At 66.3% G+C, this 21895-nt stretch carries 17 protein-coding genes; 7 read left to right on the top strand and 10 right to left on the bottom strand.

Annotated elements, in window-relative coordinates:
• Positions 1 to 13: 13 nt before the first annotated feature.
• From galU to cmk, 7 genes are all read right to left on the bottom strand, one after another.
• Entirely contained in the window at positions 14 to 904 is an 891-nt protein-coding gene (gene galU / locus HGB51_RS15500; RefSeq protein ID WP_070209370.1) for a UTP--glucose-1-phosphate uridylyltransferase GalU, read from the bottom strand.
• Positions 901 to 2694, bottom strand: coding sequence for a polysaccharide biosynthesis protein (locus tag HGB51_RS15495; protein WP_246233602.1), 1794 nt, complete (start codon positions 2692 to 2694; stop codon positions 901 to 903). Before HGB51_RS15495 ends, galU begins: the two co-directional genes overlap by 4 nt.
• A 130-nt stretch (positions 2695 to 2824) precedes the next feature.
• The gene (locus tag HGB51_RS15490; RefSeq protein ID WP_070209368.1) at positions 2825 to 3799 is read right to left on the bottom strand and encodes an MraY family glycosyltransferase; all 975 of its coding nucleotides are present in this window, start codon (positions 3797 to 3799) and stop codon (positions 2825 to 2827) included.
• Positions 3800 to 3802: 3 nt separating this feature from the next.
• Positions 3803 to 4981, bottom strand: coding sequence for a lipopolysaccharide assembly protein LapB (gene lapB / locus HGB51_RS15485; RefSeq protein WP_070209367.1), 1179 nt, complete (start codon positions 4979 to 4981; stop codon positions 3803 to 3805).
• A 100-nt stretch (positions 4982 to 5081) separates the two neighbouring features.
• The gene (locus tag HGB51_RS15480) at positions 5082 to 5387 is read right to left on the bottom strand and encodes an integration host factor subunit beta (RefSeq protein WP_017355596.1); all 306 of its coding nucleotides are present in this window, start codon (positions 5385 to 5387) and stop codon (positions 5082 to 5084) included.
• Between the two features lie 89 nt (positions 5388 to 5476).
• Positions 5477 to 7162, bottom strand: a complete 1686-nt coding sequence (rpsA, locus tag HGB51_RS15475; protein WP_070209366.1) for a 30S ribosomal protein S1 — start codon at positions 7160 to 7162, stop codon at positions 5477 to 5479.
• A 194-nt stretch (positions 7163 to 7356) separates the two neighbouring features.
• Positions 7357 to 8037 carry a (d)CMP kinase gene (cmk, locus tag HGB51_RS15470; RefSeq protein ID WP_070209365.1) on the bottom strand — a complete coding sequence of 227 codons (681 nt, stop codon included), beginning with the start codon at positions 8035 to 8037 and terminating at the stop codon, positions 7357 to 7359.
• A 193-nt stretch (positions 8038 to 8230) separates the two neighbouring features.
• Between cmk and ykgO the strand changes: the two genes are divergently transcribed.
• From ykgO to HGB51_RS15435, 7 genes are all read left to right on the top strand, one after another.
• Positions 8231 to 8356, top strand: a complete 126-nt coding sequence (gene ykgO, locus HGB51_RS15465) for a type B 50S ribosomal protein L36 (protein ID WP_017355593.1) — start codon at positions 8231 to 8233, stop codon at positions 8354 to 8356.
• A 127-nt stretch (positions 8357 to 8483) separates the two neighbouring features.
• Entirely contained in the window at positions 8484 to 8810 is a 327-nt protein-coding gene (locus HGB51_RS15460; RefSeq protein ID WP_070209364.1) for a hypothetical protein, read from the top strand.
• Positions 8811 to 8859: 49 nt separating this feature from the next.
• Positions 8860 to 9897 carry an agmatine deiminase family protein gene (locus HGB51_RS15455; protein WP_070209363.1) on the top strand — a complete coding sequence of 346 codons (1038 nt, stop codon included), beginning with the start codon at positions 8860 to 8862 and terminating at the stop codon, positions 9895 to 9897.
• A 660-nt stretch (positions 9898 to 10557) separates the two neighbouring features.
• Positions 10558 to 11445, top strand: a complete 888-nt coding sequence (locus tag HGB51_RS15450; protein WP_070209193.1) for a carbon-nitrogen hydrolase — start codon at positions 10558 to 10560, stop codon at positions 11443 to 11445.
• Between the two features lie 20 nt (positions 11446 to 11465).
• The gene (locus HGB51_RS15445) at positions 11466 to 11996 is read left to right on the top strand and encodes a GNAT family N-acetyltransferase (protein WP_070209194.1); all 531 of its coding nucleotides are present in this window, start codon (positions 11466 to 11468) and stop codon (positions 11994 to 11996) included.
• Entirely contained in the window at positions 11989 to 13224 is a 1236-nt protein-coding gene (locus HGB51_RS15440) for a TraB/GumN family protein (RefSeq protein WP_070209195.1), read from the top strand. The genes HGB51_RS15445 and HGB51_RS15440 overlap by 8 nt, the downstream gene beginning before the upstream one ends.
• 56 nt (positions 13225 to 13280) lie before the next feature.
• Positions 13281 to 14126 carry a phytanoyl-CoA dioxygenase family protein gene (locus HGB51_RS15435; protein ID WP_070209196.1) on the top strand — a complete coding sequence of 282 codons (846 nt, stop codon included), beginning with the start codon at positions 13281 to 13283 and terminating at the stop codon, positions 14124 to 14126.
• 7 nt (positions 14127 to 14133) lie between these two features.
• Here HGB51_RS15435 and HGB51_RS15430 read toward each other — a convergent pair whose 3' ends face one another.
• The 3 genes from HGB51_RS15430 to HGB51_RS15420 are packed head-to-tail and all read right to left on the bottom strand — an operon-like array spanning position 14134 to position 21862.
• A complete protein-coding gene (locus HGB51_RS15430; protein ID WP_070209197.1) occupies positions 14134 to 17229 on the bottom strand; it encodes an efflux RND transporter permease subunit in 3096 nt (1031 codons plus the stop codon).
• Positions 17226 to 20717 carry an efflux RND transporter permease subunit gene (locus HGB51_RS15425; RefSeq protein ID WP_070209198.1) on the bottom strand — a complete coding sequence of 1164 codons (3492 nt, stop codon included), beginning with the start codon at positions 20715 to 20717 and terminating at the stop codon, positions 17226 to 17228. Before HGB51_RS15425 ends, HGB51_RS15430 begins: the two co-directional genes overlap by 4 nt.
• Entirely contained in the window at positions 20714 to 21862 is a 1149-nt protein-coding gene (locus HGB51_RS15420; protein ID WP_070209199.1) for an efflux RND transporter periplasmic adaptor subunit, read from the bottom strand. The genes HGB51_RS15425 and HGB51_RS15420 overlap by 4 nt, the downstream gene beginning before the upstream one ends.
• Between the last annotated feature and the right edge of the window lie 33 nt (positions 21863 to 21895).

Below are 21895 nucleotides of genomic sequence, written 5' to 3'. Positions count from 1 at the left end.
CGGCCGGAACACCTCAGCCTTCGTCGTCGGCCAGCATCTGCGCCAGCTTCTCGCGTGCCGGCTTGCCCAGCTTGTGGCTTTCCAGCGCGAAGCGGATGGTTGCCTCGACCAGGCCCAGGTGGGTACCGCAGTCGAAACGGGTGCCTTCGAAGCGGAATGCGTCCACTTCCTCGGTCTTGAGCAGTTCGGCAATGGCGTCGGTCAGCTGAATCTCGCCGCCGGCACCGGTGCCGGTGGACTCCAGCAGATCGAAGATCTTCGGGCTGAGCACGTACCGCCCGACCACGGCCAAGTCGCTCGGCGCGTCGGCCGGCTTGGGCTTTTCCACGATCTGCGAAATGCGGCCCTTGCGGCCGTCGAACGCGTCGGTGGCAACGATGCCATAGCTGGCGGTGTTCTCGTGCGGCACGTCTTCCACCGCGATCACGCTGGCGCCGGTGGCCTGGTTGAGGTCGGCCATCTGCTTGAGCGCGCCGGCGCCGCGGTTCCAGATCAGGTCGTCCGGCAGCAGCACGGCGAACGGCTCATCGCCGATCACGGCCTTGGCGCACAGTACCGCGTGGCCCAGGCCCAGCGCTTCGGCCTGGGTGACGAAGATCGCACGCACGCCGTTGGGCAGCACGTGCCGGACCAGTTCAAGCTGCTCGGTCTTGCCGGCACGCTCGAGTTTCTGCTCCAGTTCGTACGCCTTGTCGAAATAGTCGGCCACCGCGTGCTTGTAGCGGTTGGTGATGAAGATCAGGGTGTCGCACCCTGCTTCGATCGCCTCATCGACGGCGTACTGAATCAACGGCCGATCGATGATCGGCAGCATTTCCTTGGGAACCGTCTTGGTGGCGGGAAGGAACCGGGTACCCAGGCCTGCCACCGGGAAAACCGCCTTGCGAATGCGCTTGCTCGTCACAGCCTGTTGGCCTCTCGTGCCGGAAAGGGAACCACATTAGCCGACTCGACGTGAGATTCCTGTTGCAACGGCGAGAACTCCGGCATGGTCGCGAACAGGATGCTGTTGATGGCATCGGTATCGTAATTGGCGATCGCCTCGCGCAGGCGCGGCACGTTGCCCAGCACCTGGTCGCGGGAGAAGGTGCGCACGCCGGCTTCGAGGATCTTCGGGTGCGCGGTCGGCCGATAATCCTCGTCTGAATAGAACAGGGTTTCGTGCAGCTTCTCGCCGGGACGCAGGCCCGTGTAGACGATCGCGATGTCCTTGTACGGCTGCTTGCCCGCCAGGCGGATCATCTGCTCGGCCAGCACCCGGATCGGCACCGGCTCGCCCATGTCCAGGGTGTAGATCGCACCATGCGAAGCCGACGCCGCCGCCTGCAGGATCAGCTGGCAGGCCTCGGGGATGGTCATGAAGTAACGGGTCACTTCCGGGTCGGTGACCGTGACCGGGCCGCCCTTGAGGATCTGTTCGCGGAACACCGGGACCACGCTGCCGGCCGAGGCCAGCACGTTGCCGAAGCGCACGGTGACGAAGCGCGTGTGGCTGGTCTTCTGGTCCAGGCTCTGGCAGATCATCTCCGCGTAGCGCTTGCTGGCGCCGAGCGCGTTGACCGGGTCGACCGCCTTGTCGGTGGAGATGAATACGAAATGCTCGATGCGCGCCTCGACACACGCGCGCGCCACCGTTTCGGTGGACAGGATGTTGTTGCGCACCGCTTCGCGCAGCTGGCGCTCCAGCACCGGTACCTGCTTGTAGGCCGCCGCATGGAACACCGCGTCGACACTGGACAGCGACAGCGCGTGGCGGATCACGGCCGGGTCGCCGCAGTCGCCCAGCACCGCTTCCACCACCAGGTCAGGGAAGCTGCGCTTGAGCTCGGCCTCGATGGTCAGCAGCAGCAGCTCGCTCATTTCCAGCAGCACGACCCGCCCTGCCCCGTGCCGCGCGCACTGGCGGCACAGTTCCGAACCGATCGAGCCACCGGCGCCGGTGACCAGCACGGTGCGGCCGCCCAGCCAGCCGCGGATCAGCGACCAGTCCGGCAGGATCGGCTTGCGCCCGAGCAGGTCCTCGATCGCCACTTCCTTGAGCTCGCCCGGCAGCGAATGGCCGAGCAGCACGTCGTTGAGCTTGGGCACCATCCGGAACGGCACCCCGGTGCTCTCGCACAGGGCCACCACCCGCTGCATGCCCGCCGCGTCGAGCGAAGGAATGGCGATCACCAGAAGCTTGGCCGCGGTTTCGCGGGCCACGGCAGCGGCATCGTCCAGCGTGCCGAGGATGGGCAGGCCCTGCAGCTTGGCGCCCTGCAGGTGCGGGGCGTCGTCGAGCAGGCCGACCGGTTCGAAATCACCGGAGCGGCGCAGGTCGCGGACCAAGGCTTCGGCGGCCTGGCCGGCACCCAGGATCAGCACGCGGCGCGCGCTCGCATCGGACTGCAGCGCCTGGTAGTCCTTCCAGGCCCGGTACAGCAGGCGCGGCGCACCCAGCAGGGCCGACAGCGCGAACGGATAGATCACCAGCACCGACATCGGCACGCCATTGAAGCGCTTGTAGGCAAGCACCACGACGATCGCCAGCAGGCCGATGAAGCTGGATTTGAAGATGTGCAACAGGTCGGCCACGCTGGCGAACCGCCACAGGCCCCGGTAGAGGCCTACCCGCCAGAACACGACGGCCTGGATGGCCAGCACCAGGGTGGTGTCGATGTTCCAGAGCGGAAGCGAAGGGGCGTCGGCCAGCATCGAATAGCGGCCCGCATGCAGCAACTACCAGCAGGCCCAGACCATGAAGAGGTCGTGGGCCACGATGGCGGCACGGGGGAGCAGACTCGTAAAGCGGTCCAGCCAAGGCGTCATAAACCAAGCATTCCTTCTAGTGGCGCATTCCCTTGCGCAGGAGTAGCCAAAGACCGGTCGCGGAGATCATCCACGTTACGGCCACGGCAGCCTCCCACCTCGGCTGCAAATACGTGCAAGCATTAAACACTGTAATACTGAACAAACCAAAAACAAAGTACATCCCTGTAACCGAAGTGTGCGTTGCTCCACCTTTGACGGCGCGCTGGTACAGATGCTGGGTGTGGGGCTCCATCCACCTCTGCCCGGAGAGCATGCGCGCCAGCAGTGTGAAGCCCGCGTCCACGAGGAAGGCGGTCAGCGGCACCAGCAGCAGCAACCAGGACACCGTCGTGGCCACGCTGGCCAGGCAGACCAGGGCCGCCACCGCATAGCCAAGCGCGCCGCTGCCGACATCCCCCATGAAAATCCGGGCGCGGGGGAAGTTGAACGGCAGGAAGCCCAGGCACGCCAGGGCCAGGACCACGCCGGCCAGGGCCAGCGGACCGGGCAGCACCAGCGCGAAGGCGGCGCCGGCCAGGATCGCCTGGGTGGTGGCAATCCCGTTGATCCCATCCATGAAGTTCCAGATGTTGATCAGGGATGTCGTGAACAGCAGGGCCAGCGCGGTCTGCCAGGGGTTGCCGGTGGCATTCCAGACCAGTCCGGCCAACAGGCTGGCGGCGACCACGTGGACCAGCAGCCGGCGCACCGCCGGCAGCGGCCGGTGGTCGTCCCACCAGCCGATCCCGGCCACCAGGGCCAGGCCCAGCCCGAACACCAGGAGCGCGGTGCGGGCCTGCGGCCAGCAGACCGCACCGGCAACGACCGCCAGCAGCAGGGTCAGCACGATGGCGATGCCGCCGCCGCGCGGGGTCGCCACGCCATGGCTGCGGCGTTCGCCGGGCTGGTCCAACAGGTTGCGCCGCAGCGCGTAGTAGCGGGCACACGCGGTAAGCACCGCGGCGACTGCCAGCACCGCCAGCAGCCCGATCCACCCTCCCGGCAGCATGGGTCAGAGCACCGCGTAGTTCAGCAGCGGCTTGACCGTTCCCCACTCCTTGCAGCTGGGGCATTGCCAGTGGTGGGTGCGCGCGCCGAAGCCGCAGCGGGTGCAGCGGTAGGCCGGGTTGCGGACCAGCAGCTGGTCTGTGATGTGCTTGAGGTCGTGCAGGGTCGCGGTGGAATCGGCGCCCTCGGCCAGGGTCAGGTCGATCAGCGCGGACTCGCCACGGACCGACGGACGGTCCTTGAGCTGGCGGCCCAGGTATGCGCGCGCGGGGGCAACGCCTTCCTGCTCTTCCATCAACTGGGTCAATGCCAGGACCGGGGCGATGCCGCGGTAGTGCTCGGTCATTTCCGACAGGAATGCACGCGCGCCACCGAGGTCGCCGACCTTGCGGTAGTTCTGCATCAGCGGCTGCAGGACCTCGGGCAGGTACTCGGGGTCGTTGCGGGCCGCGCGCTCGAAGGCGCGCACCGCCGCTTCGGCATTGCCCGAATCGGTTTCCAGGCGACCTTCGATGATGCCGGCGCGGACCGACATGGCGTCGGCCTGGTAGGCGCGGGCAATGGCCGCACGCGCCTCGTCGATCTTGCCGGCGCCGCGGAAGCGTTCGGCCAGTTCGCATTCGAACTGACCCACCAGCTTGCCCATCGGCTCGCCGGTGACCTCTTCATAGCGGGTGGCGTTGTCGATCGCCTTTTCCCAGTCGCGCTCGGCCTGGTAGATGCCGATCAGGTGCTTGAGCGCCTGCGGGGCGCGCTGGTCGATCTGGGCCAGCTCGGAGAACACGGTTTCGGCTCGGTCGAGCAGGCCGGACTTCATGTAGTCCTCGCCGAGCGCCAGCAGGGCCTGGACGCGCTGGGCGTCGCTCAGGTCGGTGCGGTTGACCAGCCCCTGGTGCAGGCGGATGGCCCGGTCGACCTCGCCACGGCGGCGGAACAGGTGGCCCAGCGCAACCTGGGTTTCAAAGGTTTCCTTGTCCAGCTCCGCAATATGCAGGAACAGCTCGATGGCCTTGTCCGGCTGCTCGTTGAGCAGGTAGTTCAGGCCGCGGAAATAGGTGCTGGAGAGGCGGCTGACCTGGTTGTCGCCGTGGCGCTGCCCGCCACGTCGGCCGATCACCCAGCCGGACACCGCTGCCAGCGGCAGGAACAGGAAAAACCAGAACCACTCGGAGACGAATTCCATCGGCGCTTATTGTCCGTCGAAAGGAGAAGAAGGCATGCGTTCGGTCAAAGAGTAGCCGAAGGGATGTAAAGGGTGCATCCGCCAGGGCGGACGAATTGGCTCAGGCCGGATCGCTTTCCAGCGGCACCACGGCGCTGACGCGCTCACGCAGTTCCTTGCCCGGCTTGAAGTGCGGGACATGCTTGCCCGGCAGTGCGACCGATTCCCCGGTCTTGGGGTTGCGACCCAGCCTGGGCGGCCGGTAGTGCAACGAAAAACTGCCGAACCCGCGGATCTCGATGCGATCCCCGCCGGCCAGCGCCCCGCCCATCATTTCCAGCAACGACTTTACCGCCAGATCGACATCGTCCGACTTCAGATGCGCCTGTCGGCGCGCCAGGATTTCGATCAACTCGGATTTGGTCATTGCGGACTCGCGTCGAGGGTCTCAAACCCTGAAACGGCCCGGACATGTGTCCGGGCCGTCCAGGAAACTACGGCTGCGGCAGGGTCCGATTACTCGGACTTGTTGCCGTTCAGCTGTGCACGCAGCAGCGCGCCCAGCTGGGTGGTGCCGCTGGAAGCCGAAGAGGACTGGTATTCCTCCAGCACTTCGCGCATTTCCGCGTCGTCCTTGGCCTTGATCGACAGCTGCAGGGTACGACCCTTGCGATCCATGCCCACGAACTTCGCTTCAACCTTGTCGCCGACCTTCAGGAACTGGGTCGCGTCGTCGACGCGCTCGTTGGCAACGTCACGAGCCGAGACGTAACCTTCGATGCCGTCAGCCAGTTCGATGGTAGCGCCCTTGGCGTCCACTTCCTTGACCACGCCTTCGACCTTCGAACCCTTCGGGTTGGCAGCCATGTACTGACCGAACGGATCCTGCTCCAGCTGCTTGACGCCCAGGCTGATGCGCTCGCGCTCCGGATCGACGGCCAGGACGACGGCGTCCAGGTTGTCGCCCTTCTTGAAGTTGCGGACCACGTCTTCGCCGGTGGTGTTCCAGCTGATGTCGGACAGGTGCACCAGGCCGTCGATACCGCCGTCCAGGCCGATGAAGATGCCGAAGTCGGTGATCGACTTGATCTGGCCCGACACCTTGTCGCCCTTCTTGTGGATGGCAGCGAAGGTTTCCCACGGATTGGCGGCAACCTGCTTCATGCCCAGCGAGATGCGGCGACGCTCCTCGTCGACGTCCAGGACCATGACTTCAACTTCGTCACCGACCTGCACAACCTTGGACGGGTTGACGTTCTTGTTGGTCCAATCCATCTCGGACACGTGCACCAGGCCTTCGACGCCCGGCTCGATCTCGACGAACGCGCCGTAATCGGTGACGTTGGAGACCTTGCCGAAGACGCGGCTGTTGGCCGGGTAACGGCGGGCGATGTTGTCCCACGGATCCTCGCCCAGCTGCTTCAGGCCGAGCGAAACGCGGTTGCGCTCGCGGTCGAACTTCAGCACGCGCACGTCCAGCTCGTCGCCGACGTTCACGACTTCGGACGGATGGCGCACGCGCTTCCAGGCCATGTCGGTGATGTGCAGCAGGCCGTCGATGCCGCCCAGGTCCACGAACGCGCCGTAATCGGTCAGGTTCTTGACGACACCCTTCAGGATCGCGCCTTCCTGCAGCTTGTCCATCAGCTGCTCGCGCTCTTCCGAGTGCTCGCTTTCGACGACAGCGCGGCGCGAGACCACGACGTTGTTACGCTTGCGGTCCAGCTTGATGAGCTTGAATTCCAGCTCCTTGCCTTCCAGGTAGGCCGGGTCGCGCACCGGGCGCACATCCACCAGCGAACCGGGCAGGAACGCGCGGACATCCTTGATGTCCACGGTGAAACCACCCTTGACCTTGCCGCTGATGCGGCCGGTGATGGTTTCGTTCTTTTCCAACGCTTCTTCCAGCTCGTCCCACACCATGGCGCGCTTGGCCTTCTCGCGCGACAGGACGGTTTCACCGAAGCCGTTCTCGATCGAGTCGAGGGCGACCTTGACGACATCGCCTTCGGCAACGTCGATTTCGCCAGCGTCGTTACGGAACTGTTCGATCGGCACGATGCCTTCGGACTTCAGGCCGGCGTTGATCACCACGACGTCGCCGCGGACTTCAACGACAACACCGCTGACGATGGCGCCCGGCTTCAGCTTGGCCAGATTGGCCTGGCTGGCTTCAAACAGTTCGGCAAATGATTCGGTCATTAGATTTACTCTGTTGGACACATGGGCATTGGTTCCCGGAAGGGTTCCGTTTACTGCCCGCCTGTTGGTCGACCCCGGAAACGCAGGTCGTGTGTTAAGTAGGAAAACCGCCACGCATCATTGCGGGACGGAGCTTGTGTTGCCTTGCATTGGTGCGACTACCGCCGATGGATTGACGGCCTCCTTGCAACGGATCAGGCACCCGAAACCGGAAGCAGATCCAGTACCTTGGCAACGACGGTGTCGATGCCGATACCACTGGTGTCGATGACGACGGCATCGTCTGCCGGCTTCAGGGGCGCCACTGTGCGCTGTGCATCACGGGCGTCGCGGGCCATGATCTCGCGCAGGAGGTCATCAAAGTTAACAGAAACCCCCTTGTCTTTCAACTGGTTATGCCGACGCTCCGCGCGCTCTTCGGCGCTGGCGGTCAGGAACACCTTGAACGGGGCGTCCGGGAAGATCACGGTGCCCATGTCGCGGCCGTCGGCGACCAGGCCGGGCAGAACCCTGAATGCGCGCTGGCGCTCCTTGAGGGCGGCCCGGACCTCGGGGATGGCGGCGATGGCGGAGGCCAGCGCGCCGGTGGTCTCCAGGCGCAGCTCGTCGGTGGCGTCGGTCTCATTGACGATGACACGCAGCCCGCCGTCGGCGGCTTCGACGAACTTCACATGGGTATCAAAGGTGCAGCGGACCAGCGCGGAGGCGTCGGAGGTGTCGATATCGGCCCAGCTGGCGGCCACGCCCACGGCGCGGTACAGGGCGCCGGAATCCAGGTAATGCCAGCCCAGCCGGCGTGCGACAATGCGGCTGACGGTCCCCTTGCCGGCCCCGGACGGGCCGTCGATGGTGAGCACGGGAGGTAGCTGGTTCATGGGTTTCCCTGTGTATTTGACCGCCCATTCTAGCCCCTGGCGGGTCGGTACCGAGACTTTTTTGGTGCAACCACTTGAAAGGATGGAAAAAAGCCCGGTAGAATGGCGGGCTTGAACGAGCGTCACCTGCCGATTGTCATCTGCATATCGCGGCCGCGCTCCACCCGAATCCACGTTTACGCCGAGGTATGCAATGAAAGTCCTGTCTTCCCTGAAGTCGGCCAAGTCCCGTCACCGCGACTGCAAGGTCGTCCGTCGTCGCGGCAAGATCTTCGTGATCTGCAAGTCGAACCCGCGTTTCAAGGCTCGCCAGCGCTGAGCCCAAGGGCGTCCCGACCCCGTGGTCGCGACCTGCCTGAATAAAAAGCCGCCTCCGGGCGGTTTTTTATTGCCGATTTTGTTGTAATTGGCCCACACCGTTCTTGATGACTGGGGAGTAGATCGAGATGAAGCGTTACCTGTCCACCCTGCCGTTGCTTGCCCTGCTGGCCTGCGCCAGCGTCCACGCCGACACGCTGCTGATCGACCGCACCAAGGAGCAGCCCACCACGGCCGTTCCGGTTCGCGGCCAGACCGCCAGCCAGGTCCAGGCTGCCTTCGGCGAGCCCAGCGAACGACTGGATCCGCGCGGCGGCCAGAAGCGCCAGTGGCCGACCATCAACCGCTGGGTCTACCCGCAGTTCACCGTCTACTTCGAAAAGTCGAAGGTGATCGACGTGGTGGTCAACAAGGCCGACAGCAACGAAGTCGGCCCGAGGCCGCCGATCCGCTGATCCACCCTACCCCGCCCGCCGGCATCCGGCGGGTCATTGCATAGAGACCATGAACGACACGCTCCGTTTTCCGGCCGAATGGGAATCCCAGTCCGCCATCCTGATCGCCTGGCCCCACGCCGACACTGACTGGGCCGACCGCCTGGGTGACGTCGAGGACACCTACATCGCGCTGGTCGCGGCCATCACCCGCTTCCAGCCGGTGGTGATCATCGTGGCCGACGACGACCTGGAGGCGTACGCGGACGCGCGCCTGCGCTCGAACCGGATCGACACGGACCGGGTGCGTTTCGTCACGGCGCAGTACGACGACACGTGGCTGCGCGATTCGGGCCCGATCACGCTGCGCCGTGCCGATGGCGGCTTCCGGCTGCTGGATTTCCGCTTCACCGGGTGGGGCGGCAAGTTCGAGGCGAGCCTGGACGACCAGCTGGTGGGGGTGCTGCACGAGGCCGGTGTCTTTGCTGACGCGGAGCTGCAGAGCATCCCGTTCGCACTGGAAGGCGGCGCGATCGAAACCGATGGCGCCGGCACCCTGCTGACCACCTGGAAGTGCCTGCACGAGCGCCACCCGGAGCGCGACCGCGCTTCGCTGAGCGCGGACATGGCCGGCTGGCTGGCGCAGGACCGGGTGCTGTGGCTGGACCACGGGTACCTGGAAGGCGACGACACGGACGCGCACATCGACACGCTGGCGCGTTTCGCGTCGGTGGACAGCATCGTGTACCAGGCCTGCGATGACAGTACGGATTCGCATTTCGCGGAGCTGCAGGCGATGGGCAAAGAGCTGGCGGCGCTGCGCACGGCCGAGGGCGAGCCGTACCGGCTGTTCCCGCTGCCGTGGGCACGCCCGGTGATCGACGAGGGCCGCCGGCTGGCGGCGTCGTACGCGAATTACCTGATCCTCAACGGCGCGGTGCTCATGCCCGCCTACGGCGACGTCGCGGACGACGCGGCCCGCGACGTCCTGGCCCGGGCCTACCCGAATCACGAGATCGTGCAGGTCCCCTGCCGCTCGCTGATCTGGCAGAACGGCAGCCTGCACTGCATCACCATGCAGTTGCCTGCGGGTGTTCTTGCCGCGTAAGCCGTTGTCGGTATTCGATGGTTTCCCAGGCGCCGGGCTTTGCCCGGCGCTTTTGGTTTTGGGCGAACAGCCGCGGTTTGCGCGGTTTCCCTGGCTTGGGCCGCCCGGTGCCGGTTTGCGGGGTCGCCGTAAACCCATCCATGGGGGCTACGCGGACGCCATCCATGGCGCCGAGTCCCCCGCAAACCGACCCCGGTCGACCCTTTGACAGTGTGGCGGTGGCCACGGGAGACGCCGGTGCCGGCCGTCGGCCGGCCGTTCGGTGCCGATCATTTCCATGCGTTACCGGGCGCGGGTGATTTCACGGCGGTCGTTTGGGAACCGACCCTACCTACGCAGGCCAGCGCACGGTCTCGAACTCGCGTAGGGACACGCCATGCGTGTCCGCTCTTGAAGTCGCCGTAGTGCTGTCTGGAGAAAAGCCCCCTTCTTGTTGAAGGGGGCGCGCCGAAGGCGCGGGGTTAAGGTGGAATGCGCGGATAACACGGGCCGAAGGCACGTGTTATCCCGGAGCGGGGCTGCCCGGCGGCCGCCCCTGCACGTAGCAACTGAGACGCCGGCTTTGGCTTTGGCTTTGGCTTCAACCCATTTAACCCCCAGCACGCCCTACACACCCATCCGCGATAAACTGCGTTTTTCCCCCTGCAGGACCCGCCCCGGATGAGCTCACGCCACACCCTTTCCGTCGCCCTGATCCAGGAGCGCAACCACGGTGACGCGGCGGCCAACCTGGCCGTGATCGAAACGCGCGTGGCTGAAGCGGCTGCCCAGGGTGCCAAGCTGGTCCTGCTGCAGGAACTGCACAACGGTGCGTACTTCTGCCAGCACGAGTCGGTCGATGAGTTCGACCTGGCCGAGCCGATCCCGGGCCCCAGCACCGAGCGCCTCGGCGCGCTCGCCAAAAAGCATGGCGTGGTGATCGTCGGCTCGCTGTTCGAGCGTCGCGCCGCCGGCCTGTACCACAACACGGCGGTGGTCTTCGAGAAGGACGGCACGCTGCTGGGCAAGTACCGCAAGATGCATATCCCGGACGATCCGGGCTTCTACGAGAAGTTCTACTTCACTCCCGGCGACATCGGCTTCAAGCCGATCGACACCTCGGTGGGCCGCCTTGGCGTGCTGGTGTGCTGGGACCAGTGGTATCCGGAAGCGGCGCGCCTGATGGCGCTGGCCGGTGCGGAACTGCTGCTTTATCCCACCGCGATCGGCTGGGACCCGGACGATCAGAAGGACGAACAGGGCCGCCAGCGCGATGCGTGGGTGCTGAGCCACCGTGGCCATGCCGTGGCCAACGGCGTGCCGGTGCTGAGCTGCAACCGCGTGGGCCATGAGGCATCGCCGCTGGGTGCTTCCGGCATCCAGTTCTGGGGCAACAGCCATGTGCTCGGTCCGCAGGGCGAGTTCATCGCCGAAGCCGGTGGCGAACCGACCGTGCTGGTCTGCGACGTCGACCTGCAGCGCAGCGAACACGTGCGCCGGATCTGGCCGTTCCTGCGCGACCGCCGCATCGACGCCTATGGCGACCTGCTCAAGCGTTACATCGACTGATCCCAGAGGACCCCTGCCCCGTGACCGTGCAGCTGCGCGATGCCACCGACGCCGATATTGCGGCCATCACCGCGATCTATGCGGTGGAAGTGACCGACTTCGTCAACACCTACGAGTACGACGTTCCCGATGCGGCCGAGATGCTGCGACGCATGCATGACATCGTTGCGCGCGGCTTCCCCTACATCGTGGCCGAGGTCGATGGCCAGGTTGCCGGCTATGCGTACGCCAATACCTACCGCGGGCGCATCGCCTACCAGTGGACCGTGGAGAACTCGGTCTACGTCGATGCCGCCTTCCAGGGCCGTGGCGTGGGCACCGCGTTGATGCAGGGCCTGATCGACGCCTGCGTCGCGCGCGGCTACCGGCAGATGGTCGCGGTGATCGGCGAACCGTCCAACACGGCGTCGATCAAGCTGCACGAACGCTTCGGTTTCCATACCGTCGGCATCTTCCGTGGCCTGGGCCGCAAGCATGGGCGCTGGCTGGATACCGTGCAGATGCAGCGCGCGCTCGGCGACGGCGCCGACAGCGCCCCTTCCAATGAATGACGAAATGACTGAAAACCTGATGGACCCCAACGGCGACGCCCTGTTCGCCGGCCAGCCCGTGCGCGTGGTCGAACGCGACGGCGTGCGCTACACCCTGCTTGGCACTGCGCACGTTTCGCAGGCGAGCGTCGAGGTGGTGGAACGCGCGATCAACAGCGGTCGCTTCGATGCCGTGGCAGTGGAGCTGGATCCGCAGCGCCTGCAGGCGCTGACCAACCCGGACGCGCTGGCCAAGCTCGACCTGGTCGAAGTGATCCGCAAGGGCCGGGTCGCGCTGTTCGCCGCCAACCTCGCCCTGGCCGCTTACCAGCGCCGCCTGGCCGAGCAGCTGGGCATCGAACCGGGGGCCGAACTCAAGCGTGCGGTCGGCCTGGCCAACGAACGCAACCTGCCGGTGCACCTGATCGACCGTGAAGTCGGCCTGACCTTCAAGCGCGCCTCGCAGCGGCTCGGGTTCGTCGGCAAGATCAAGCTGGTGATGGGCCTGGGCACCGGCCTGTTCGCGTCCGAAGATGTTGGCGAAGACGAGATCGAAAAGCTCAAGCAGGGCGACATGCTGGAGGCCAGCTTCGGCGAGTTCGCCAGCGAGAGCCCGGCCCTGTACGAAACCATCATCGGCGAGCGCGACCGCTACATGGCCACGCGCCTGCGCGAGGTGCATGACCCGGCCCAGCGCGAGGTGCTGGCGGTGGTGGGTGCCGGGCATCTGGCCGGGCTCGCGAAGTACCTGGAAACCGATACCGATGCGCCGGGTCCGCTGCGCGAGTCGCTGGAGTCGGTGCCGAAGAAGCGCAACATTCCGTGGATCACGCTGGCCATCCTGGCCATCGTGCTGACCGGGATCGCGGTGGGCTTCTATCGTGGCGGGCTTGGCGTCGGGACCGAGCTGCTGGCGGTGTGGGCGATGTATACCGGCGGCCTGGCGGGGCTGGGCTGCCTGCTGGCGGGCAGCCATCCGCTGAGCATCCTGACCGCGATCGTGGTCGCGCCGTTCAAGCCGTTCCGGTTGAGCATTCCCACCGGCGCATTCGCCGCGCTGGTGGAAACCCGGCTGCGCAAGCCGGCGTACGAGGATTTCCTCAAGCTGCGTGATGACGCGCAGAGCGTGCGCGGCTGGTATCGGAACCGGGTGACGCGGGTGGTGCTGACCTTCATGCTGACCAATCTGGGCAGCATGCTGGGATTGTGGCTGACCGGGTTCCAGGTCTGGCACAAGGTCGGCGGATGAACAAGCGCCGACCTGTTGGCGGCATTCAATGTGAAATGTAGTTCCAAGGAGAGTCGATGGACGCAATGGAGAGTCTGGAGCGGGACGGCTACGTGGTGGTTCGGGGTGCGGTAGACGCCTCCCTGGTCAACGAACTCAACGAACGCATCAACCGCTTCAAGCAGCGCAACGCCAAGGCCGCGGCGCGGAACCTTGACGAGCATGGGCGGTTGTATCGCGTGGTCAACCTGCACCTGGCCATCGATGCGATGACGCGGTTGCTGACAGAAAATGCGGCCATCGCCGTGTGCGACGCCTTCTTCGGAGAGCCTACCTCGCTGTACACCAGCCTGTACTACGAGCGCGGATCGGAGCAGTCACTGCACCGGGATACGCCCGTGTTTGCCACCAATCCGCTGGGTCGCTACATGGGCGTCTGGGTGGCGCTGGACACGGTCTCCGATGACAACGGTCCCCTGATGGTCGTCCCGGGTAGTCATGCGCTGCCCCCGATCGACGTGCAGGCCATTCGCCAGCGGCTCTTTGGCGAGGGCCCGATCGATCCGATGTCGCCGGAAGGCTGGACTGCCTACCAGGACGCGGTGGCCGCCCAGTGCGACGCCGCCGGACTGATGCCGCAACCGGTGCACGTGTCGCCGGGCGACGTCATCATCTGGCATCCGCAGTTGTTCCACGGAGGCGCCCCGCACGCTGCGACGCGCACCCGGCGCAGCGTCGTCATGCATGTCACCCCCAAGGGCATGCCGGTGGGCCACATGGACGTCTTCTATGATCCGTCCAAGGCCCGCCAGCATGCCCCCTGGCGCTACTACCAACGCGATGGCCGCCATGTAGCCCGCTTCAAGCACGTCGACTTCGGCCACGAGTACAAGGTCCGGACCTGGTTCCTGCGCAAAGGGTGACCGAACCCTAGGCCGGTTCGATCACCGCGTCGCTGCCCTTGGGCGGCAGGCCCCTTGCCCGCCGCACGATGCGGGCCACGCTGATGCTCATGTCGTCGAGCATGGCGTAGATGGTCGGCAGGAACAGCAGGCTGACCACGGTGGAGAACGCCAGGCCGCCGGCGATGGCGCGGGCCATCGGGTAGTACGGCGGGCCGTCGCCGAGCAGCTGGGTGTCGGTCAGCGAGATCGGGATCATCGCCAGGATCGCGGTGCCCATCGTCATCATGATCGGGCGCAGGCGCTCGCGTGAGCCCTCCACCAGTGCCTGGGTGCGGGCCATGCCGCGCCGGCGCAGGTTGTTGATGTGCTCGATCATCACGATGCCGTTGTTCACCACCACGCCCATCAACACCAGGATGCCAATGAAGGACATGATCCCGAACGAGGTGCCGGTCAGCCAGAACAGCCAGAACACGCCGAAGATCGAGAACAGCACCCCGCTCATGATCGCGGCGGGGAACAGCAGCGATTCGAACACCGCCGCCATCACCACGTAGATCATCACCAGGGCGATCAGCAGGTTGAACATCATCTGCTGCATCGCCTCGTTGTCGTCGCCGAAGTCGCCGCCGTCGAAGGTGAAGTTGTAGCCGGCCGGGAAGCTCATCGGCTTCAGCGTCTCCTCCATCGCCTTGCGGCCTTCCGGCGCGGTGACCTTTTCGGCCAGGTTGGCCTTGATGGTCAGCGTGGTCTGGCGGTTGGTGCGCCCTACCCGCGTGGCCGAGGGCGTGATGCTGACGTCGACCAGGCTCAGCAGCGGCACCGAACGTCCGTCGCCGGTGCGTACGGTGAAGCTGGCCAGGTCTTCCGGGCTGCTCTGCTCGGCACCGGCGAAACGCACCCACACCGGCACCTCGCTGTCGCCGCGACGGAACTCGCGCAGCGGGGCGCCACGCAGCGCCAGGCCGACGAAGCTGGCGACCTGCTCGGCATTGAAGCCGAACGCCGCCGCGCGCTCGCGGTCGACATGGATGGACAGCTCGCTGCCCTTTTCGCCATTGTCGATGCGCACGTCACGCAGTTCCTTGCGCTGGGCCAGCAGCGGCACCACGTCTTCGCCGATCTCCTGCAGCATCTGGGTGGAGTCGCCGATCAGCTGCACTTCCACGCCCTTGCTGCCACCGCCGCCACCGCCGTCGCCGCCCTGGTTGCCGACGATGTAGTCGGCGCGCGCCGAACGCGGCAGCCCCTTGCGCAGCGACTCCTGCACCGCCGCCATGTTGCCGGTGTGCTTCTCGTCCAGGGTCACGATGGTGCTGCTGCCTTCCTGCTCGCTGTACCAGGAATACACCTGGGTGATGTGCAGCTTTTCGCGGTTCTGCTGCAGGTACTGTTCGACCCGCGCCACCTCGTCGGACATCTGTTCGCGGGTGAACGCGCCCTTCCAGTTGTAGCCGATGAACACGTCGGTCCCACCCTCGCCGCCGAACATGTCGATCTTGGTCAGCTTCATCGGCACCAGGCTGATCAGCACCACCATGATGATGCCGAACACACTCCAGCCACGGTGCTCCAGCGTCCACTGCAGCACCGTGGCGTAGCGGCGCTGCAGCCGCGCGATCACGCCGGTCTGCGAGTGCACCAGCTTGGGCGTCTGCATGCGCGCCGACAGCATCGGGATCAGGCTGACCGCCACCAGCCACGACGCCATCAGCGAGACCGAGATGGTGATCGCGATCTGCGCCATGAAGATGCTGATGTTGTTGGTTTCGCCGAACAGGTTGGGCACGAACACGATGCAGTGGCACAGGGTGCCGGCGCTGAGCGCGATGGCCACGTTGCGGGTTCCGACGATCGAGGCCTGCACCGGCTGGTCGGGCATGCGCTCGCGTTCCTGGTAGATGCTCTCCACCACCACCACCGCGTTGTCCACCAGCATCCCCACGGCCAGCAGCAGGCCCATCATGGTCAGGATGTTGAGGGTGACCCCCACGAAGTACATGAAGCCCAGGGTGATCACGAAACAGATCGGGATCGCCAGGGTCACCATCAGCGTGGACGGCCAATGGCGCAGGAAGAAGAACAGCACCGTCACCGACAGCAGCAGGCCAACCGCGCCGGCCTCGGCCAGCTCCAGCAGCGAGGACGTCACCGTCTTGCCCTGGTTGTTGATCACCTTGATGTTCACGTCGCGCATCGACGGCTGCTTGCGGATCGCCTCCACTTCCGCCAGCGCACCGCGCGACACCTCCACCAGGTTCGCGCTGCGCTCCTTGTAGATGTCCAGGCCGACCGCCGGGTTGCCGTCCAGGCGGCGACCGTAGTTCATGCGGGTGGGCTTTAGCCGGATCTCGGCGATGTCGCCCAGGCGCAGGCCCTTGGTGTCGATCACCAGGTCGCGCAATTCCTGCAGGTCGGTGATTTCACCGACCGGCTGGATCCGCACGCGCTGGCCGTTGTCGTCGATCTGTCCGGCCGAGATCGAGAAGTTCAGCGTGCGCAGCCGCTCGCTCAACTCGTTGATGCTCAGGTTGTGCGCGGTCAGGCGATCGGCGTCGATCGCGATCTCCACCTCGTTCGGCGGCGCACCGGAGATCTCCACCCGCGCCACCCCGGGAATGCGTTCGATGCGCCGCTTGAACTCGCGGTCGAGCATGTCGTACGCACCGGTGAGGTCGGCAGTGCTGGCCAGGCGCACCTTCAGCACCGGCTCGTCGCTGCTGGACCACTTGAACACGTTGTAGCGCTGCAGGTCGTCGGGCAGGTCGGTGCGGACCGCGTCGATGCGCTCGCGTGCGTCGGAGGCGGCGATGGCGATGTCGCGGTCCCAGTCGGTGAACTCGATGAAGATGCTGGCACCCTCAGACGTGGCCTGGGAGCGCATGCGCTTGATCCCGGTCATCGTCGCCAGTGCTTCCTCGGTCGGCCGGATGATGGTGCGCTCCACTTCCTCGGGCGTCGAACCCGAGTACGGCACCTGCACGAACAGGAACGGTGCGGAGATGTCCGGCAACGCTTCCAGTGGCAGCCGGAACGCGGCGATCAGGCCCACCACCACCAGTGAGACGAACATCATGATGGTGGTGATGGGGCGGCGGATGGAGAACTCGGCGATGCTCATGCCGGCTCCTGTGCCGCGTCGCCGGCCGTACCGGGAGTGGCCGCGACATCCATGTGGTGCTTGCGGCCGCGCTCGCGGTAGTAGGCATCGCCACGACGGTCGAGCAGGTCGTACACCACCGGGATCACCAGCAGGGTCAGCAGGGTGGAAACCAGCAGGCCGCCGATGACGGTGATCGCCATCGGTGCGCGCACTTCGGCACCCTCGCCCATCGCCACCGCCAGCGGCAGGAAGCCGAACAGCGTGCACAGGGTGGTCATGATGATCGGGCGCAGGCGCGAACGTGCACCTTCCACCAGCGCCTGGTGCTTGGCCACGCCGGCCTCGCGCAGCTGGTTGACCTTGTCGATCAGGATGATCGCGTTCTTGGTGACCAGCCCGACCAGCAGGATCAGGCCGATGAACACCACCACCGAGATCGGCTTGCCGGTCAGCATCAGCGCGAGGATCGCGCCGACCAGGGCCAGCGGGATGGTGAACAGGATCACGAACGGATGCAGCAGCGATTCGAACTGCGAGGCCATCACCAGGTAGACCAGGAAGATCGCCAGGCCGAAGGCGAAGATCAGCGAACGCGCCGACTCGGCCAGCTCCTCGCCCTGCCCGCCGATATGCATGCCCACGCCCGCACCCAGCGGCTCCTTGGCGACCATGTCCTGCACTTCGCGCACGGCGCCGCCGAGGTCGATGTCACGCAGGTTGGCCGAGACCACCGCCACGCGGGTCTGGTCGGCGCGATGGATCTCGCTCGGGCCATTGGTGGCGACCACTTCCGCCACCGCATCCAAGGTGACCGGCCGCGAGCTGCCCGGATTGACGATCAGCCGGCGGATGCTCTCCACGCTGGCGCGGTCGCCTTCCTGGGCACGCACCAGCACGTCGATCTTGCGGTCACGGAAGCTGTAACGCGTTGCCACGTCGCCGCGCACCTTCTTGACCACCACGTCGGCGATCTGGCGCGTGGTCAGGCCCAGCGCACCGGCGCGTTCCTGGTCGAAGCGGATCTGGATTTCCGGGAAGCCCTCTTCCACCGTCGACTTGACGTCGGCGTAGTGCGGGTTGGCACGCAGCCGTGCGGCCAGCGCCTGGCCGGCATGTTCCAGCGTCGCCATGTCCTGACCGCGCAGTTCCACTTCCAGCGGCGTGGAGAAGCTGAACAGTGCAGGCCGTGCGAAGTCGACCTGCACGCCCGGATGGCCCTTCATCGACGCACGCAGGCGTTCGGTGATCGCCGCTTCGGTGCGCGCACTGCCGCCGTCGGCCATGACCACGGTGAGCTTGCCGATGTTCTCGCCACTCTCGGTCGGGCTGGCGTCCAGCCGCGTGCCGCTGCCACTCACGCCATACAGCGAGGTGATGCTGTCGTCCTTGGCATGGGCCAGCTGCAGCTCGCGCACCAGCGCATCGGTCTGCTTCAGCGGCGTGCCAGCGGGCAGTTTGGCGGTCATTTCGAACCGGTCCTGGGCCAGCTGCGGAATCAGGTCCGCGCCCAGCATCGGCACCAGCGCCATCGTGGCGACGAACGCCAGCGCGGCCAGCCCCAGCACCTTGCCCGGATGGGCCAGCGCGCTGGGCAGCAGCTTCAGGTAGCCGCGCTCGGCACCGGCATACGGCTTCATCGCCAGGTCGCTGGCCTTGCGCATCACCGGACCAATGACGGCGGTGAGGCCACGCCACACTTTGACGATTGCCCAGGCGATCCCGAACACGGTCCAGCGCACCAGTGCACCCAGCCCGCGACGACCGCCGGCCACCGGCTTGAGCCAGCGGTTCTGCGGCTGCCAGGTGGCGTGCGCCGGTTCTTCCGGGAACGCCAGCGGCGGGCGGCCCTTGAGCGAGCTCAGCATCGGAATCAGGGTCATCGCCACCAGCAGCGAGATCGCAATCGCGATTGCCACGGTCAGCGCCTGGTCGCGGAACAGCTGGCCGGCGATGCCGTCGACGAACACCAGCGGCAGGAACACCGCGATGGTGGTCAGGGTCGAGGCGACCACCGCCATGCTCACTTCGCGGGTACCGGCAATGGCGGCCTGCAGGATGCCCAGGCCACGTTCGCGCGCCTTGGCGATGCTCTCCAGCACCACGATCGAGTCGTCCACCACCAGGCCGGTGGCCAGCGCCAGGCCGCCCAGCGACATCACGTTCAAGCTCAGACCGAGCTGGCCCATGAAGAAGAACGTGGTGATGATCGAGACCGGCAGCGACAGGCTGATCACGAAGGTGCTCCAGCCATCGCGCAGGAACAGGAAGATGATCAGGATCGCCAGCAGGCCACCGATCACCGCGTCCTTCTTGACGTCGCTGATCGCGTGTTCGATGAAGCGCGACTGGTCTTCAATCGTGGTCAGTTCGGCATCGCCGGGGATCTGCGCCTTGATCTGTTCGAGCTTGGCACGCAGTGCTTCGGCGGTGGCCACGGTATTGGCGTCGCCTTCCTTGTAGATCGCCAGTTCCACCGCTTCGCGACCGCCCAGGCGGATGATCGCCTCGCGTTCCTTGAAGCCCTGGCGCACGGTGGCGACATCCTTCAGGCGCACCGGCACGCCGTTGGCGATGGTGGTGGAGCTGCTGCTGGAGGCGCTCTGCGCGGCGGAGGCGGCGGCGATGGCCGCGTCCGAACCGCTGGAGGCGGCAATCGCGAACATCTGCTGCATGGCCGAATCGGCCGCACTGCCGGTGCTGCTCTGGGTGGTCACCAGCAGGTTGCGGATGTCCTCCAGGTCGGCGAACTGGTTGACGGTGCGCACCAGGAAGCGCTGCGAGCCCTCCTCCAGGCGGCCGCCGGAAATGTTGATGTTCTCTTCCTTGAGGCGCTTGATGACGTTGTCGATCGGCAGGTTGAGCTGGGCCAGCTTCTGCTGGTCGATGTCGACCTGGATCTCGTCCTCGAGGCCACCGCCGACCTTCACCGCCGCCACGCCGGCCACCGGTTCCAGTTTCTTCTTCAGGTCTTCGTCGGCATAGCGGCGCAACGCGGTGAGCTGGCGCACGGCGTCGGCGTCGCTGGCCGGGTCGGCCTTGGACGCGATCACCAGGCGCATGATCGGCGCGGTGGACGGGTTGAAGCGCAGCAGCACCGGGGCCTTGGCCTCCAGTGGCAGGTTCAGCGCTTCCATCTTGTCGCGCACCTCCAGGCTGGCCTGGTCCATGTTGGTGCCCCAGGCGAATTCGAGCACCACATCGCTCTGCCCGGTGCGCGAGATCGACTTGAGCTTGCGCAGGTTCTTGACCACGCCCACGGCCTCTTCGACCGGTTCGGTGATCAGCGTTTCGATCTCGGTCGGGGCTGCACCGGTGTACTCGGTGCGCACGGTCAGCGTGGGATAGCTCAGGTCGGGCAGCAGGTTGACCTTGAGGTTGCCCAGTGCGATCAACCCGAACAGCACCAGGGTGATCATGAACATGAAGATGGTGACGCGGCGGCGGGTGGCGAACTCCACCAAGCCGCCGCCGGGGGCGTCCGGGTGGTCGTGGCCGGCCGGACTCATTGGCGGGTCTCCGCCTTGGCCGGGGCGGCCTTGCTGGCCACGGTGGCCGCCGGCTTGTCGCCGATCACCTGGACCGCGGTACCGTCGCGCAGCGCGACCTTGCCGGCCGTCACGACCTTGTCGCCGGCGACCAGGCCGTCGCGGATCTCCACCCACGGGCCTTCGGCGTAGCCCAGCTTGACCGGGACGCGCGCGACCTTGCCGTCACGCACGCGGAACACCGCCGGGTCGCCATCGTCGAGCAGGGCCAGGCGCGGCACCACCAGTGCGTCGGCGCGCTGGTCGTAGTCGATCCGGATGCGGCCGAACATGCCCGGCTGCAGGCCTTCGGCACCTTCGCCGAAGCCGCTCACGACACGGAAGGTGCCGCTGCCGGCATCGACTACCGGCGAAATGCGGTCGACCTTGCCGGGGAAGGACTTGCCCGGCAGCGCGTCGGCCACCAGGGTCACCGGCTGGCCCGGACGCAGCGTGGCCAGTTCGCGCTCGGGCACGTTGAGGGTGGCCTCCAGCCGCGAGTTGTCGACGATGCGGAAGATCGGCGTGTTGATCTGCACGAAGTTGCCGGTCTTGATCGACCGCGAGGCGATCACGCCGGAGATCGGCGCCACCACCGTGGTGTAGGACAGCTCCAGCGTGGCCAGGCGGTACTGCGCGCGCACGTTTTCCAGGTCGTAACGCAGCTGGTCCACGTCGGCGGCACTGACCATCTGCTGGCCGACCAGCTTCTGCGCACGCTGGTAGCTGTTCTCCAGCTTGCGCATCTGTGCCTCGCTCTGGGCAACGGCCAGGCGCGCACGGTCCGGGTCCAGCCGCACCAGCGGCTGGCCGGCACGCACCTGCTGGCCTTCCTCGACCAGCACGGCCAGGGCCACGCCCGAGGTCTTGGCCACCACCTGCGATTCGGCGCGGGCTTCCAGCGCCGCAGTACCGGTGTAGCTGGCGGCAACCGCGCGACGGGTGGCCGCGGCGGCTTCGACCGGCACCGCTTCAGCGGCCTTCTCGGCCTTGGGGTCCTTTTCGGCGGCCGCCGCTTCGCCGGCCGGGCCACCGGCGCCGCAGCCGCCGAGCAGCAGCGAGGTGGAGATGATCAGCGCCGCGGCGCAGGTTCCGGTGCGGCCGGGCAGAAGAGAGATTCGCAACATCGTCGTGTCCCTGAAGGATGCGTGGGCAGGTGT

The organism is Stenotrophomonas bentonitica (assembly GCF_013185915.1).
Classification (GTDB): Bacteria; Pseudomonadota; Gammaproteobacteria; order Xanthomonadales; family Xanthomonadaceae; genus Stenotrophomonas; species Stenotrophomonas bentonitica.
The sequence above is the reverse complement of the archived record's forward strand: the minus strand, read 5'-3'. Positions and strand labels throughout refer to the sequence as shown.